The sequence below is a fragment of the Acidovorax sp. LjRoot117 genome, assembly GCF_964252695.1.
In the GTDB taxonomy this organism is placed as follows: domain Bacteria; phylum Pseudomonadota; class Gammaproteobacteria; order Burkholderiales; family Burkholderiaceae_C; genus Acidovorax.
In genome coordinates this window covers 275340-290452 of the sequence record NZ_CAXUPO020000006.1, presented here as the reverse complement: position 1 = coordinate 290452, position 15113 = coordinate 275340, and the positions used below count along the sequence as shown (strand labels likewise).

The following is a 15113-nucleotide window of genomic DNA, read 5'->3' as shown; positions in this document are numbered from 1 at the left end:
TGCTGCCGCCACCACGGGCGGTGGCGCGGGGGCCGCTGCGGGGGGAGCGATGGGCGCTGGCGCTGCGGCCACCAGGGGTGCCTGTGCAGCAGGCGCGGTGGTGGACGTGGCCGCGGGCACGGGCGGCGTGGTGGCGACCGCCACGGCGGCTGCGGCCGGTGCCGATGGCCGCGGCTGCATCACCCACCAGGTTCCGGCCACGGCCAGCACCGCCACGGCGGCGGCACAGGCCACGCCGATCCACAGGCCGGAGGCGCCGCTGCGCCCCGCCGCGGGCGACAGCCCGGCCGTGGGCGCTGCGTGCGTGTGCAGGCCGGGCACAGCGCCCCGGCCCCGTTCGGCGTCTGCGCGCCGCAGCGCATCAAGGATGTACGACATATCAGTTTCCGTTGCGCAGGCGCGGTTCGTTCACGCCGGTGGCGCGGTTGAGCAGCATGAGGGTCAGGGGGCCAGCGCGTCCATCGGGCGTCACGCCCTGGGCCAGCTGGAAGCGGTGGATGCGCGACTGGCGCAGCGCGGGCGTCATGGCCTTGGCGGGCGCGGCACCCGTGCCGCCCGCGGCCTTGCTGGCCAGCCGCTGGTCGAGCCATGCGGCCCCCGCTGTCGACTCCGCGATGTCGCCCCGCTCGGGCATGCCCTCGGGGGTGCGCCACAGCGTGGCGATGTCGCCGCGCCAGGCCTGGGCGAGTTCGGCCACCGGCACCTGCAGGGTGCGGCCCGCGCCCTCCAGCGTGGCGGTGTCGTTGTCGAGGCCGCGCAGCACCACCGAGACCGGTGCCTCCGCGTCTTCGGACGCATACAGCGCCAGCAGCACGGGCCGGTCGATCTGGCGCACCAGGTTCAGGCCCGCGCGGCGGTTGCGGTAGCAGCGCAGGCCGTCGCGCGGCAGGGTGGCGCAGGCGTCTGCGCCGGCGGGCAGGGTCACGCCCCACGCCGACGCCAGCGCCTGCCAGGCGCCCGCATCGCTGGCGGGCTGGGCCTGCACGAACTGCTCCAGGGCCGACGCAGGCACGGCCGCCGCGCCGGCGCCGGCTGCGGAACGTGCAGGCGATGCTGCCGCTGTGTTGGTGGCCGTGGTGGCTGCCGATGCAGACGCTGCTGCAGGCCGCGTGGTGGGCGATGCCGATGCGGCCGATGCCGCGCCGCGCGCCGTGGGTGCGGCGGCGGCCCCGGCCCCCGCCGTGCCCGCAGGTGACACCGGCCACACGCCCAGCGCCCAGCCTGCGGCCGCCACGGCCGCCGCGCCCGCCACCGCGCCGATGCCTGCGGACGCCCAGCGCGGCAGGGCGCGCGCTCCCTGCCAGGCCCGGCCTGACGCGGGCGCATCGAACACCTCGCGCGCGGCCCGGTTCACGATGGTCTTGGTGACCTGGCGCGCACCCGCCGCGTAGGCGCCCAGCAGCGCCCGGTCGCACAGCAGGTTGATGCGCCGCGGGATGCCGTGCGAGAGCTTGTGCACGCGCTGGATGGCGCGCCGGTCGAACGGCAGCGGGCCGTTGAGCCCCGCCACCGCCAGGCGGTGGGCGATGTACTGGTGCGTCTCCTGCGGCGTGAGCGCCCCCAGGTGAAAGCGTGCGATCACGCGCTGCGCGAGCTGCTCCATCGCCGGTTGCGCCACCATGGCGCGCAGCTCGGGCTGGCCGATCAGGATGATCTGCAGCAGCTTGCGCTCGCTGGTCTCGAGGTTGGTGAGCAGGCGCAGTTGCTCCAGCACATCGGCCGAGAGGTTCTGCGCCTCGTCGATGATGAGCACCGTGTTGCGCCCGGCGCCGTGGGCGGCCAGCAGCGATGCGTTCAGCGGGTCGATGTAGTCCTTGACCGTCTCCACGCCGCCCGGCACGGTGGGCTTGTGCGGCACGCCGAACTCGTCGCAGATGGAGTGCAGCAGCTCCTGCACCGTGAGCTTGGGGTTGAAGATGTAGGCCACGTTGCAGTGCTGCGGGATCTGCTCCAGAAAGCAGCGGCACACCGTGGTCTTGCCCGCGCCGACCTCGCCCGTCAGCAGCACGAAGCCCCCGCCTGCATCGAGCCCGTACAGCAGGTGGGCCAGCGCCTCGCGGTGGCGCTCGCTCATGAACAAATAGCGCGGGTCGGGGGCGATGGAAAACGGCGGATGCTGAAGACCGAAAAACGGGGCGTACATACCCCTGAGGATACCCCTGGCCCGTGACGCGCCCTCTGGCGGCCCGGGTGGTGACCCTTCGGCCCGCAGCGGAAGGCGGCGGCCCGCACCCGGGGCGCGCCGTGTCCGTGGGGAGGGTTTCACCCACCGAGGAGTTTCCCGTAAATTGTCGTCGGCAAGACAAGATGACGTCAAAGTGGGTTCTAGCATTCATTCCAACGCGCTGCCTGCCTGCTGCCCCCTGGCGGCGAGCGATCCCGGCTGTCGCCGGATCGACCCGCCGCAGGCCAGCCTGGGCGCCCCTTGTCACACCGAGGACCGGAATGAAGACCACGTTCCCGCAACTACTGCTCCGGCACGCCGCCGAACGCCCGACGGCGCCTGCCCTGCGTGAAAAAGAGTACGGCATCTGGCAGACCCACACCTGGGCCGACCTGGCGCAGCTGGTGGAGCACGTCGCCGCCGGCCTGCACCAGGCGGGCCTTGCGCGCCACGAGCACATGGTGGTGATCGGCGCCAACCGCCCGCGCCTGTACGCCACCATGCTCGCCGCGCAGTCGCTGGGCGCCATCCCCGTGCCGCTGTACCAGGATGCGGTGGCGGCGGAATGCATCTTCCCGCTCAACAACGCCGAGGTGCGCTTTTGCCTGGTGGAAGACCAGGAGCAGGTCGACAAGATGCTGGAGATCCGCGAGCAGTGCCCGCAGATCGAGCGCATCTACTTCGACGACCCGCGCGGCCTGCGCAACTATGCCGAGCAGGGCCTCGACTCCCTGGACGCACTGATCGCCGCCGGCCAGGCCTACGTGGCCCGGCACCCCGGGTGGTTCCGCGCCCAGGTGGCCCAGGCCAGCCCCGACGATGTGGCCGCGATGTTCTTCACCTCGGGCACCACGGGCAACCCCAAGGGCGTGGTCCACACGCACAGCACGCTGCTCGACCGCGCCTCCGCCGGTGCCGAGTTCGACAGGCTCACCAGCAGCGAAGAAGTGCTGGCCTACCTGCCCCCGGCCTGGATCGGGCAGAACATCTTCAGCTACGCGCAGTGGCTGGCCTGCGGCTACGTGGTCAACTGCCCCGAGTCGGCCAGCACCGTGACCATCGACCTCAAGGAAGTGGGCCCCACCTACTACTTCGCGCCGCCGCGCATTTTTGAAGGCCTGCTGACCAGCGTGATGATCCGCATGGAAGACGCGGGCACCATCAAGCGCAAGATGTTCGAGGCCTGCATGGCCGTGGCAAAGCGCGTGGGCCCGGCCCTGATGGACGGCGAGCCCGTGGGCCTGCTCGACCGCATCAAGTACACGCTGGGCAATGTGCTGGTGTACGGCCCGCTGCGCAACAACCTGGGGTTCAGCCGCGTGCGCGTGGCCTACACCGCGGGCGAGGCCATCGGGCCGGACCTGTTCACCTTCTACCGCTCCATCGGCATCAACTTGAAGCAGCTGTACGGCTCCACCGAGACCGCCGTGTTCGTCTGCCTGCAGCCCGACAACCAGGCCCGCGCCGACACGGTGGGCGTGCCGATCCGCGGCGTGGAGATCAAGGTGGCCGACAACGGCGAGATCCTCGTCAAGTCCGCCGGCCTGCTCAAGGAGTACTACAAGAACCCCACGGCCACGGCCGAGGTGCTGACGGCCGACGGCTGGTACCACACCAGCGATGCGGGCTTCCTCGACGCGCACGGACACCTGAAGATCATCGACCGCGTGAAAGACGTGGGCCGCATCAGGGGCGGCGCCAACGACGGCGCCATGTTCGCGCCCAAGTATGTGGAGAACAAGCTCAAGTTCTTCCCGCACATCAAGGAAGTGGTCGCCCTGGGCGACGGCCGCGAGAAGGTGTGCGTGATGGTCAACATCGACTTCGACGCCGTGGGCAACTGGGCCGAGCGCCGCAACCTGCCCTACGCGGGCTACACCGACCTGGCGCAAAAGCCCGAGGTGTACGAGCTGATCCGCGAGTGCGTGGAAAAGGTCAACGCGGACCTGGCCACCGACGCCATGCTGGCCGGCAGCCAGGTCAGCCGCTTCCTGGTGCTGCACAAGGAGCTCGATGCCGACGACGGCGAGCTCACCCGCACCAACAAGGTCCGCCGCGGCTTCATCGCCGACAAGTACGGCGTGCTGGTCGAGGCCCTGTACGCAGGCCGCACCGAGCAGTTCATCGAGACCCAGGTCAAGTTCGAGGACGGCCGCACCGGCAGCGTGAGCGCCACGCTCAAGCTGTCCGACACCAAGACGTTCACCCCCGTGAAGACCGCCGCATGAAGCCCGCGCTCTACCCGCCCGAGAAGCCCCACGCCATGACCACCAAGAAGATCGGCGACGTCATCCTCGACGTCAAGAACATCAGCCTGCGGTTCGGCGGCGTGAAGGCGCTCACCGACATCTCGTTCAACGTCAGGGAGCACGAGATCCGCGCCATCATCGGGCCCAACGGCGCGGGCAAGAGCTCCATGCTCAACTGCATCAACGGCGTGTACACGCCGCAGGACGGCTCCATCACCTTCCGCGGCAAGACCTTCTCGCACATGAACTCGCGCCAGGTGGCCGAGATGGGCGTGGCCCGCACCTTCCAGAACCTGGCGCTGTTCAAGGGCATGAGCGTGATCGACAACATCATGACCGGCCGCAACCTGAAGATCAAAAGCAACCTGCTGCTGCAGGCGCTGCGCTGGGGCCCTGCCGAGCGCGAGGAGATCGCGCACCGCGAGAAGGTCGAGCACATCATCGACTTCCTGGAAATCCAGGCCTTTCGCAAGACCCCCGTGGGCCAGCTGCCCTACGGCCTGCAAAAGCGCGTGGACCTGGGCCGGGCTCTCGCGATGGAGCCGCAGGTGCTGCTGCTCGACGAGCCCATGGCCGGCATGAACGTGGAAGAAAAGCAGGACATGTGCCGCTTCATCCTGGACGTGAACGACGAGTTCGGCACCACCATCGTGCTCATCGAGCACGACATGGGCGTGGTGATGGATATCAGTGACCGCGTGGTGGTGCTCGACTACGGCAAGAAGATCGGCGACGGCACCCCCGACGAGGTGCGCAACAACGAAGACGTGATCAGCGCCTACCTGGGCACCAGCCACTGAAGGGCGGGAGAAAAAACAATGGCATTCTTTCTCGAAACACTGATCGGCGGCCTCATGGCTGGCATGCTGTATTCGCTGGTGGCCCTGGGCTTCGTGCTGATCTACAAGGCCTCGGGCGTCTTCAACTTCGCGCAGGGCGCGATGGTGCTGTTCGCGGCCCTGGCGATGGCGCGCTTTGCCGAATGGATCCCCAAGTGGACGGGCATCGCGAACCCCATCGTCGCCACGGTGGCGGCCTTCATCATCGCGGGCGCCATCATGTTCGTGGTGGCCTGGCTGATCGAGAAGCTGGTGCTGCGCCACCTGGTGAACCAGGAGGGCGCCACGCTGCTCATGGCCACGCTGGGCATCACCTACTTCCTCGAAGGCCTGGGCCAGACGATGTTCGGCAGCGACATCTACAAGATCGACATCGGCATGCCCAAGGAACCGATCTTCATGCTCGAGTCCCTGTTCCAGGGCGGCATCCTCGTCAACAAGGAAGACGTCATCGCCGCCGGCATCGCTGCAGCGCTGGTGGTGCTGCTCAGCGTCTTCTTCCAGAAGACCTCCACCGGCCGCGCCCTGCGCGCCGTGGCCGACGACCACCAGGCCGCCCAGTCCATCGGCATTCCCTTGAACCGCATCTGGGTCATCGTGTGGTGCGTGGCCGGGGTCGTGGCGCTGGTCGCCGGGATGATCTGGGGAAGCAAGCTCGGCGTGCAGTTCTCGCTGACCACGGTGGCGCTGCGTGCGCTGCCGGTGGTGATCCTGGGCGGCCTCACCTCGGTGCCCGGCGCCATCATCGGCGGGCTGATCATCGGTGTGGGCGAGAAGCTGTCCGAGGTGTACCTGGGCCCGTTCGTGGGCGGGGGCATCGAGATCTGGTTTGCGTATGTGCTGGCGCTGGTGTTCCTGCTGTTCAGACCGCAGGGCTTGTTCGGCGAAAAAATTATTGATCGCGTATGAAGTACGCGACCAATAATTTTTCGAAGGAGGCACAACGCGCACCGCGCGTAGTCAGCGGGGCCGCAGGCGCCGCGTGGCACCGCAGGTGCGCCCCCGTGCAAAAGATCATCGATCGCGTCTGAAACATAACAAGACCAACAGGAGACACACCATGCTCTACCGCGAAAACGGCCAGTTCAAGACCAGCTACCGCGCCGACCAGCAGATCTTCCCGATCGCGCAGGACCGCATCGCCATCGGCCTCATCCTGGCCGTGGCCTTCATCGCCGTGCCCATGCTGGCCAGCGACTACATCTTCCGCGCCATCCTGATCCCCTTCGTCATCATGGCGCTGGCGGCCCTGGGGGTGAACATCCTGGTGGGCTACTGCGGGCAGATCTCGCTGGGCTCGGGCGCCTTCATGGCCGTGGGGGCCTACGGCGCGTACAACTTCTTCGTGCGCATCCCCGGCATGCCGCTGGTGCCCGCGCTGATCCTGGGCGGCCTGTGCGCCACGTTCTTCGGCATCCTGTTCGGGCTGCCCAGCCTGCGCGTCAAGGGCCTGTACCTGGCGGTGGCCACGCTGGCCGCGCAGTTCTTCTCGGACTGGATGTTCCTGCGCATCAAGTGGTTCACCAACAACTCCGATTCGGGCTCGGTGTCGGTGAACAGCCTGCAGGTCTTCGGCCTGCCCATCGAGAGCGCGACCAGCAAGTACATCTTCTGCCTGGCGGTGCTGGTGGTGGTGGCGCTGCTGGCCAAGAACCTGGTGCGCGGCGCCATCGGTCGCGAGTGGATGGCGATCCGCGACATGGACGTGGCCGCCGCGGTGATCGGCATCCGCCCGATGTATGCCAAGCTCAGCGCGTTTGCCGTCAGCTCCTTCATCATCGGCATGGCCGGCGCGCTGTGGGCCTTCGTGCACCTGGGTGCGTGGGAGCCGGCGGCCTTCTCGGTGGAGGTGTCGTTCCGCCTGCTGTTCATGGTGATCATCGGCGGCCTGGGCTCCATCATGGGCGGCTTCTTCGGTGCGGCCTTCATCGTGGTGCTGCCCATCGTGCTCAACCAGTTCCTGCCCGCACTGCTGGGCCTCTTCGGCATCACGATCTCCACGGCGGGCGTGTCGCATGCCGAGCTGATGATCTTCGGCGCGCTCATCGTCTGGTTCCTGATCGTCGAGCCCCACGGCCTGGCCAAGCTGTGGTCGACCGCCAAGCAAAAACTCCGGCTGTGGCCCTTCCCGCATTGACTGATATGCAGCCCCTGAGTCGCTTCGCGCCTTCCCCCTCTCCTTCGGGAGGGGGACGCCACCGGTGGCCTGGCAAAGCCAGTTCCACGGTGGCGCTGGCCTCGTGCATGCCAGTGCAAAGCTCGCAGCCCTTGAATCCGTCAGTTTCTTCCCCGTGCTTCAACACATTCATTCAAAGGAGACATCCATGAAGCTTTCGAAACTCGTGATCGCCGCTGCGGTGGTTGCCGCTGGCGCATCGTCCGTCGCGACGAGTGCCTTCGCGCAAGCCAAGGAGCAGTTCTTCCCGCTGCTGTCTTACCGCACGGGCCCCTACGCTCCCAACGGCGTGCCATGGGCCAACGGCAAGCAGGACTACATCAAGATGATCAACGCCCGCGACGGCGGGATCAACGGCGTGAAGCTGACCTTTGAAGAATGTGAAACGGGCTACGCCACCGACCGCGGCGTGGAATGCTACGAGCGTCTGAAGGGCAAGCCCGGCGTGGCGCTGTTCGACCCGCAGGCCACCGGCATCACCTTTGCGCTGACCGAAAAAGCGCCCGTGGACAAGATCCCGCTGATGACGCTGGGCTACGGCCTGTCGGTGGCGCAGGACGGCCAGGCGTTCAAGTGGAACTTCCCCTTCATGGGCAGCTACTGGACCGGCGCCGACATCCTGATCCAGCACATCGGCAAGTCCGCCGGCGGGCTGGACAAGCTCAAGGGCAAGAAGATCGCGCTGGTCTACCACGACAGCCCCTTCGGCAAGGAGCCCATCCCGCTGCTGCAGGAGCGCGCCAAGATGCACGGCTTCGAGCTGCAGATGCTGCCCGTGACCGCGCCCGGCGTGGAGCAGAAAGCCACCTGGCTGCAGGTGCGCCAGAGCCGCCCCGACTACGTGCTGCTGTGGGGCTGGGGCGTGATGAACTCCACCGCCCTGAAGGAAGCGCAGGCCACAGGCTTCCCGCGCGACAAGCTGTATGGCGTGTGGTGGGCCGGCGCCGAGCCGGACGTGCGCGATGTGGGCGAAGGCGCCAAGGGCTACCACGCGCTGGCGCTGAACGGCTACGGCACGCAGAGCAAGGTCATCCAGGACATCATGAAGCACGTGCACGACAAGGGCCAGGGCACGGGCCCCAAGGACGAAGTGGGCTCGGTGCTGTACACGCGCGGCGTGATCATCCAGATGCTGGCGGTCGAGTCGGTGCGCCGCGCGCAGGAGCGCTTCGGCAAGGGCAAGGTCATGACCGGCGAGCAGGTGCGCTGGGGCATGGAGAACCTGGCACTGGACCAGAAGAAGCTCGACGCCATGGGCTTTGGCGGCGTGATGCGCCCCCTGTCCACCAGCTGCGCCGACCACATGGGCTCCACCTGGGCGCGCGTGCACACCTGGGACGGCAAGAAGTGGGACTTCTCGTCCGACTGGTACCAGGCCGATGAGCAGATCCTGAAGCCCATGGTGAAGGCCGGGGCGGAGAAGTATCTGGCGGACAAGAAGATGACGCGGCGGGATGCTGCGGACTGCCAGTCTTGAGTACATCCCCCTGAGGCGCTGGCGCGCCTTCCCCCTTCTCTCGAATCGCTGCGCGATTCGGGAAGGGGGACGACACCGGTGGCCTGGCAAAGCCAGTTCCACGGTGTCACTGGCGATGGCGCAGCGACTGTTTCAAGGGCCGATGACGTAGCGGCTGCTTTTGTGGCAGCCGCCAACCCAAAGCGTTGCGAACTACCGCAGCTCTTTGGATTGGCACAGCGAAGGAAGAGAAGACCATGGACACCAACAGCAATATCGTTCTCAACGTCAACGGCATCGAGGTCATCTACAACCATGTGATCCTGGTGCTCAAGGGCGTCTCCTTGCAGGTGCCGCAGGGCTCCATCGTGGCGATCCTGGGGGGCAATGGGGCGGGCAAGACCACCACGCTGCGCGCGATCTCCAACCTGCTGCAGGGGGAGCGCGGCGAGGTCACCAAGGGCAGCATCGAGCTGCGCGGCGAGCGCATCGAGAATTTGTCGCCCGCCGACCTGGTGCAGCGCGGCGTGGTGCAGGTGATGGAGGGGCGGCACTGCTTTGCCCACCTGACCATCGAAGAGAACCTGATGACGGGCAGCTACACCCGCACCAGCAAGGCCGAGATCGCGGCCAACCTGGAGAAGGTCTACAACTACTTTCCGCGGCTCAAGACCCGGCGCACCTCGCAGGCGGCGTACACGTCGGGCGGCGAGCAGCAGATGTGCGCCATCGGCCGCGCGTTGATGGCCAACCCCAGCATGGTGCTGCTCGACGAGCCCTCCATGGGCCTGGCGCCGCAGATCGTGGAGGAGGTGTTCAACATCGTGAAGGACCTGAACACCAAGGAGAAGGTCACCTTCCTGCTGGCCGAGCAGAACACCAACATGGCCCTCAAATATTCGGATTACGGCTACATCATGGAAAGCGGCCGCGTGGTGATGGACGGCGCCGCGAGCGACCTGGCCAACAACGAGGACGTCAAGGAGTTCTACCTGGGCGTGGGCGGCGGGGAGCGCAAGAGCTTCAAGGATGTCAAGAGCTACAAGCGGCGCAAGCGCTGGTTGGCGTAGCCCCCCTGTGTCGCCTTCGGCGCCTTCCCCCCCGAGGGGGGACGCACCCGGTGGCCTGGCAAAGCCAGTTCCACGGGTGCGCTGGTGGTGGGCAGCAGAGGTTTTAGCGCTGTGACGCAATCGTGATTTTGTTTTTCACTCCTGACTTCATAGCTGCTGGCGCTTGATGGGTGTGCGGTAGCGGCTTATTTCATTCAAAACACTGCAGAGGAATCCCGGCATGACGACGTTTTTTGACGCCCAGGAAACCCGGAGCACTGCCGAGCGCGAGGCGGCGCTGCTGGCGGCGTTGCCGCGGCAGGTGGGGCATGCGCAGCAAAACAGTGCGGCATTCGCGGGCATCCTGGCCGGCGTGGATGCGGCGGGGGTGACCAGCCGTGCAGCGCTGGCGCGGCTACCGGTCACGCGCAAGTACGAGCTGCTGGAGCGCCAGCAGGCGCAGCGCGTGAGCAATGTGTTCGGCGGGTTTTCGGCGCTGGGCTTTGGGGCGGGCATGCCGAGGGTGTTCGCGAGCCCGGGCACCATCTACGAGCCCGAGGGCACGCGGCCCGACTATTGGCGCATGGCGCGGGCGATCTACGCGGCGGGGTTTCGGCGGGGCGAGCTGATCCACAACAGCTTCAGCTACCACTTCGTGCCCGCGGGTTCGATGATGGAGACCGGCGCCCATGCGCTGGGCTGCACCGTGTTTGCGGGCGGTACGGGCCAGACCGAGCAGCAGGTGCAGGCCATGGCCGAGCTGCGGCCCGCGGGCTACATCGGCACACCGAGCTTTCTGAAGATCATCGTGGAAAAAGCCGCCGAGCTGGGCGTGCCGCTGCCCACGGTGACCAAGGCGCTGGTGTCCGGCGAGGCGTTCCCGCCGTCGCTGCGCGACTGGTTTGCCGAGCGCGGCATCGCGGGCTACCAGTGCTACGCCACGGCCGACCTGGGCCTGATCGCCTACGAGACCTCGGCGCGCGAAGGCCTGGTGCTGGACGAAGGCGTGATCGTCGAGATCGTGCGCCCCGGCACCGGCGACCCGGTGCCCGAGGGCGAGGTGGGCGAGCTGGTGGTGACCACGCTCAACCCCGACTACCCGCTGATCCGCTTCGGCACCGGCGACCTCTCGGCCGTGCTGCCGGGCACCTGCCCCACCGGCCGCACCAACACCCGCATCAAGGGCTGGATGGGCCGCGCGGACCAGACGACCAAGGTGCGCGGCATGTTCGTGCACCCGGGCCAGATCGCGACCATCGCACGGCGGTTTCCGCAGGTGCTGCGCGCACGCCTGGTGGTCAGCGGCGAGATGGCCAACGACCAGATGGTACTGCAGGTCGAGACCACCGAGACCGCCGAAGGCCTGGCGCGCCAACTGGGCGACGCCATCCGCGAAGTGACCAAGCTGCGCGGCGACGTGCAGATGGTGGCCCCCGGCACCCTGCCCAACGACGGCAAGGTGATCGAGGACGCCAGAAGCTACAAGTAGGCCGTCGCCTTGGCCGCGGCGCGCCCGGGCGCCGGCTGCGGCCAAACCTGGTGCCAGGCGTCCACCGCACGGCACGGCAGGTTTGCGCCAGCGCAAGAAACCGCCCATTCAGGCGGCCGCCACCGCCCGCCATTCCCATCCTGCCCCCCCGGGAACTGCAGTATTTACCCTAACGCATGCTCACTATTCAATAGCACTTGGCGCTTGATTGGCAAGCTCTGCAGGCCTTTTTGGCTTGAAGACCCTGCAGGGGGTGTGCTACGTAATATCCGCAATACCTCGCCAGACCCCCCTCGCTATCATGGCCCGTCATTTACAGGAGAGACCATGAAAAAAATGCTGAAACTCGCACTGATCGCTGCCGCTGCAGCCACCGCCTTTGGCGCCAGCGCCCAGGAGTTCCCGTCCAAGGACAAGACGATCACCATCGTGGTCCCCTACGCCGCTGGCGGCCCCACCGACCGCGTGGCGCGCGACCTGGCCGAAGCCATCCGCAAGCCCCTGGGCGGCATCAGCGTGGTGGTGGACAACTCGGCCGGCGCCGGCAGCACCATCGGCTCCGCCAAGGTGGCCCGCGCCGCACCGGACGGCTACACCCTGCTGCTCAACCACGTGAGCATGGCCACCATGCCCACCATGTACCGCAAGCTGGCCTTCAACGTCGCCAACGACTTCGAATACCTGGGCGTGATCAACGACGTGCCCATGACGCTCATCGCCCGCCCCTCGATGCCCGCCAACAACTACAAGGAACTGGCTGGCTGGCTGCAGCAGAACAAGGGCAAGATCAACCTGGGCAATGCAGGCCAGGGCTCGGCATCGCACCTGTGCGGCCTGATCTTCCAGAGCGCCGTGCAGGTCGACATGACCGCCGTACCGTACAAGGGCACGGCACCTGCCATCACCGACCTGATCGGCGGCCAGATCGACCTGCTGTGCGACCAGACCACCAACACCACGTCGCAGATCGAAAGCAAGAAGGTCAAGGCCTATGCCGTGACCACCAGCAAGCGCCTGACCACCCCCGCCCTGAAAGACCTGCCCACGCTGGCCGAGTCGGGTGTGAAGGACTTCAACGTGACCATCTGGCACGGCCTGTACGCCCCCAAGGGCACGCCCGCCGCCGTGCTGACCAAGATCAACGACGCCCTCAAGGTCGCCCTGAAGGACCCCGAGTTCATCAAGAAGCAGGAAGGCCTGGGCGCCGTGGTTGCGACCGACAAGCGTGTCGAGCCTGCGGAACACAAGAAGTTTGTGCTGGCTGAGACCGAGAAGTTCGGTGCGGCCATCAAGGCTGCGGGTTCGTACGCGGACTGATGGCTGTCGATGCGGCTAGGCGCGAACTGATGCGCCAGGCCCATGATGGACATGCTGAAAGCCGCTCTGCCGAAAGGCAGGGCGGCTTTTTTCTTGGGACGCTGGCGGGACGTTGAACGACTGGATAGTTGTACGGTCTGGGGGGTGACGCTCGGCTGGCGGGGGTGGGCCCGCCTCACGGCTGGCGCGCTCATCAACCAGTGCTTCGGGGTAGCCCGCGAGTTGATCAGTCAAACGCTCAGGCAGTCATGTCAGGCCGAGATTGGTGCTCAGTCCATCAACATCGGTTCGCAACGCAAGCGCTCCGGACTGATCTGCACCACACGTCCGGCGTCGACATCGAATCCCCACACAGCCCCGATCCACGGTGGCCCCGATACGGCTTCATAACCGTTCCAGCGCACCAAGCCCACAAAGCTGTTTCCGCCCTGACCGTCGAGATCGCATTGCCCGGCCCAAGAGTCCACGAGTTCGAAAAGATCCGAGTCGATGTCACCATCGCTGTAATTGGAGACCGGTGGCAACTTCTGTACGGCCACGATCTTGCGGAGCGCGTACGGGCCAGGTGGGTTTCCCAAAGAGAAAGCAAATTTCGATTGACCGATTTTCTTCGCCAGGAAGATGTACGGTATGCGGTCGTTGCACAGTACCTGGCCTTCGACCCAGCCTGACAGCTCTACGCCATCCTTTGCGACGCCACCACTGGAGACGAACCGGCAAGGTACGCCCTCAGCCACCGAATCACTGAGGGGGACTCCCATGTATTCGATGCCTACCAAAAGCGACGCGGTCGCATCGGGAGCTTCTTCGCCTGCATAAGGCTGGCAGGCAGCCAGCGCCATCCCCACAAGTGCGGCTGCAACGCCCTGCTTTCTCGCCATACCCACAACCTTACCCTGCACGATTCTTGTTCTACACATCAAACGGACTGCCAGAGCCTTAGAAAGGCACGTTAAACAGCACGTCAAAGCGGCGCGCGCACTGCTCAATCCATGGTCACCTGTTCGCACGAAAAACGCCGAGGGTCGAGGGATACGTAGCGTTGGTTCGCCAAATTCACGCTCCACACGGCCACGATGCCAGGGGGCCCGGACACCGAGTCTTTCCCGCCCCATCTGACCAGCACGTAGTAATACGGGTCGTCTGGCAGGTCTGTTCGGCACTGTCCTGGAAAGGGACTGATCAGCTCCAGCGGATCTTTCCCACCGTCTTCCCCTTCGGTGTAGTTGAACACCTTGGGCAAAGCTTTCACCGCGACGATTTTTTTGTGCGGTAGGCTGAGGAGGGGGGTGTCGCCGTCTTTCAACTGCGGACTGTCGCGCGTTTTGGAAAGAAATAGTACTGGCTCACCACGGCACAACGCAACGCCGTCATACCAGCCAACCTGATCCTTACCGTTCGCCAATATGGAGCTCCCGCTCACGAACTCGCAGGGAGAGCTTTCAACGAACCCTCCCCTCGATGCAGAGATCAAAAACTCTTTTCCAACCAGCGCCTCGGCGTCGGAGACTGCAGTCGGCGTGGGCTGCTCTTGCGGGTTGCAAGCGGCAAGTACCGCACAAAATGCCAACGCCAAAGCAGTACGTTTGCTCATCACCATTTCCTCATGTCCGCTGCATTCATTTTCAGACCGGTACTGCCGGACAAAAGACGCTTTTGCCCATGGGATTCCAAGATTGCCACGCCCCTCGGTGCGCGGCCATACAGGGTTGCCGGGTCGACCCGCCCTGCCAAGCCGTTCCCGCCTCTGGAATCAGTTCGGATCTCAAAGTGCAGATGCTGGTCCTCGCCCGTCATCCCCCTCGCGTTCCCGGAGTTACCGGTGTATCCGATCACCTCGCCTTGCATCACTTTGATCTCGGGCGCTACGTTGACCAAACTCAAGTGTGCATAAACCGCGTACAGAGTGCGACCCTGGAACGAGAACTCGAGCCCAATCGATTTGCCGTATCCACGGACCGCAAAGTCGAGCATCTTGATCGTTCCATCCGCAATCGCATAACAAGCCGTCAGCGGAGTCGCCACCAAGTCCCACCCTTGGTGATCACGCTTCGTCCCATCGGCGTTGGTCCGCACCGTGCCGAAAGTGTTGTTCGTCACATCACGCCGGATGCGGTTGCTCTCCAAAGGCCATGCCAGAAAACCCATCGACAAATCCCTCCTGATTCGCAGCACCTCTACCGGGTGCTGGCGGCGCGAATCATAGGAGTCGAAAATTCTTTTCAGCCACGAGAGGGCGTAACAGACTTGCTCGCGTGTAACGGGCTACAACCCCGCAGAACAATGTAGCAAAGTAGGCACTTGATACGGGTTATCCCATCTGCGCAGGGCGTCCGAGCCCACGTAAAAAGAGAGTCACAGCCGTCGAGCTGCA

At 65.8% G+C, this 15113-nt stretch carries 12 protein-coding genes and 1 pseudogene; 8 read left to right on the top strand and 5 right to left on the bottom strand.

Features of this window, described 5'->3' with window-relative positions; genetic code table 11:
* Window positions 1-378, bottom strand: a pseudogene (locus ACSQ3D_RS17820) (general secretion pathway protein GspB); the annotation flags it as partial.
* A 1-nt stretch (window position 379) separates the two neighbouring features.
* Window positions 380-2143, bottom strand: a complete 1764-nt coding sequence (locus ACSQ3D_RS17815; RefSeq protein WP_436127778.1) for an ExeA family protein — start codon at window positions 2141-2143, stop codon at window positions 380-382.
* Between the two features lie 302 nt (window positions 2144-2445).
* Here ACSQ3D_RS17815 and ACSQ3D_RS17810 point away from each other — a divergent pair, with 302 nt between their 5' ends.
* The 8 genes from ACSQ3D_RS17810 to ACSQ3D_RS17775 all read left to right on the top strand — a co-directional run bounded on the left by ACSQ3D_RS17810 (window position 2446) and on the right by ACSQ3D_RS17775 (window position 12739).
* The gene (locus tag ACSQ3D_RS17810; RefSeq protein WP_436127777.1) at window positions 2446-4392 is read left to right on the top strand and encodes an AMP-dependent synthetase/ligase; all 1947 of its coding nucleotides are present in this window, start codon (window positions 2446-2448) and stop codon (window positions 4390-4392) included.
* A gap of 35 nt (window positions 4393-4427) precedes the next feature.
* Complete coding sequence (locus ACSQ3D_RS17805) at window positions 4428-5213, top strand: ABC transporter ATP-binding protein (RefSeq protein WP_436127783.1); 786 nt, start codon at window positions 4428-4430, stop codon at window positions 5211-5213.
* Window positions 5214-5231: 18 nt separating this feature from the next.
* Window positions 5232-6161, top strand: a complete 930-nt coding sequence (locus tag ACSQ3D_RS17800) for a branched-chain amino acid ABC transporter permease (RefSeq protein WP_396505088.1) — start codon at window positions 5232-5234, stop codon at window positions 6159-6161.
* A 151-nt stretch (window positions 6162-6312) separates the two neighbouring features.
* On the top strand, window positions 6313-7389 hold the full coding sequence (locus ACSQ3D_RS17795; RefSeq protein ID WP_056164211.1) for a branched-chain amino acid ABC transporter permease: 1077 nt from the start codon (window positions 6313-6315) through the stop codon (window positions 7387-7389).
* A gap of 187 nt (window positions 7390-7576) precedes the next feature.
* A complete protein-coding gene (locus tag ACSQ3D_RS17790) occupies window positions 7577-8905 on the top strand; it encodes an ABC transporter substrate-binding protein (RefSeq protein WP_056164207.1) in 1329 nt (442 codons plus the stop codon).
* Window positions 8906-9141: 236 nt separating this feature from the next.
* Window positions 9142-9954: an ABC transporter ATP-binding protein gene (locus tag ACSQ3D_RS17785; RefSeq protein WP_436127776.1), complete on the top strand. Its 813-nt coding sequence runs from the start codon at window positions 9142-9144 to the stop codon at window positions 9952-9954.
* A gap of 220 nt (window positions 9955-10174) precedes the next feature.
* Complete coding sequence (locus ACSQ3D_RS17780) at window positions 10175-11422, top strand: phenylacetate--CoA ligase family protein (protein ID WP_436127775.1); 1248 nt, start codon at window positions 10175-10177, stop codon at window positions 11420-11422.
* Window positions 11423-11749: 327 nt separating this feature from the next.
* Window positions 11750-12739, top strand: coding sequence for a tripartite tricarboxylate transporter substrate-binding protein (locus ACSQ3D_RS17775; protein ID WP_056409823.1), 990 nt, complete (start codon window positions 11750-11752; stop codon window positions 12737-12739).
* A 269-nt stretch (window positions 12740-13008) separates the two neighbouring features.
* Here ACSQ3D_RS17775 and ACSQ3D_RS17770 read toward each other — a convergent pair whose 3' ends face one another.
* The 3 genes from ACSQ3D_RS17770 to ACSQ3D_RS17760 form a co-directional block, all read right to left on the bottom strand.
* On the bottom strand, window positions 13009-13620 hold the full coding sequence (locus tag ACSQ3D_RS17770; RefSeq protein WP_436127774.1) for a hypothetical protein: 612 nt from the start codon (window positions 13618-13620) through the stop codon (window positions 13009-13011).
* 104 nt (window positions 13621-13724) lie between these two features.
* A complete protein-coding gene (locus ACSQ3D_RS17765; RefSeq protein ID WP_436127773.1) occupies window positions 13725-14333 on the bottom strand; it encodes a hypothetical protein in 609 nt (202 codons plus the stop codon).
* Window positions 14333-14887 carry a M23 family metallopeptidase gene (locus tag ACSQ3D_RS17760; RefSeq protein ID WP_436127772.1) on the bottom strand — a complete coding sequence of 185 codons (555 nt, stop codon included), beginning with the start codon at window positions 14885-14887 and terminating at the stop codon, window positions 14333-14335. Before ACSQ3D_RS17760 ends, ACSQ3D_RS17765 begins: the two co-directional genes overlap by 1 nt.
* Window positions 14888-15113: the final 226 nt, after the last annotated feature.

Bases quoted from the DNA above. Each gene is read 5' to 3' on its own strand.
- ACSQ3D_RS17810 (WP_436127777.1), top strand. From the start codon at position 2,446: ATGAAGACCACGTTCCCGCAACTACTGCTCCGGCACGCCGCCGAACGC.
- ACSQ3D_RS17765 (WP_436127773.1), bottom strand. From the start codon at position 14,333: ATGAGCAAACGTACTGCTTTGGCGTTGGCATTTTGTGCGGTACTTGCC.
- ACSQ3D_RS17770 (WP_436127774.1), bottom strand. From the start codon at position 13,620: ATGGCGAGAAAGCAGGGCGTTGCAGCCGCACTTGTGGGGATGGCGCTG.
- ACSQ3D_RS17760 (WP_436127772.1), bottom strand. From the start codon at position 14,887: ATGGGTTTTCTGGCATGGCCTTTGGAGAGCAACCGCATCCGGCGTGAT.
- ACSQ3D_RS17815 (WP_436127778.1), bottom strand. From the start codon at position 2,143: ATGTACGCCCCGTTTTTCGGTCTTCAGCATCCGCCGTTTTCCATCGCC.
- ACSQ3D_RS17775 (WP_056409823.1), top strand. From the start codon at position 11,750: ATGAAAAAAATGCTGAAACTCGCACTGATCGCTGCCGCTGCAGCCACC.
- ACSQ3D_RS17795 (WP_056164211.1), top strand. From the start codon at position 6,313: ATGCTCTACCGCGAAAACGGCCAGTTCAAGACCAGCTACCGCGCCGAC.
- ACSQ3D_RS17805 (WP_436127783.1), top strand. From the start codon at position 4,428: ATGACCACCAAGAAGATCGGCGACGTCATCCTCGACGTCAAGAACATC.
- ACSQ3D_RS17785 (WP_436127776.1), top strand. From the start codon at position 9,142: ATGGACACCAACAGCAATATCGTTCTCAACGTCAACGGCATCGAGGTC.
- ACSQ3D_RS17780 (WP_436127775.1), top strand. From the start codon at position 10,175: ATGACGACGTTTTTTGACGCCCAGGAAACCCGGAGCACTGCCGAGCGC.
- ACSQ3D_RS17790 (WP_056164207.1), top strand. From the start codon at position 7,577: ATGAAGCTTTCGAAACTCGTGATCGCCGCTGCGGTGGTTGCCGCTGGC.
- ACSQ3D_RS17800 (WP_396505088.1), top strand. From the start codon at position 5,232: ATGGCATTCTTTCTCGAAACACTGATCGGCGGCCTCATGGCTGGCATG.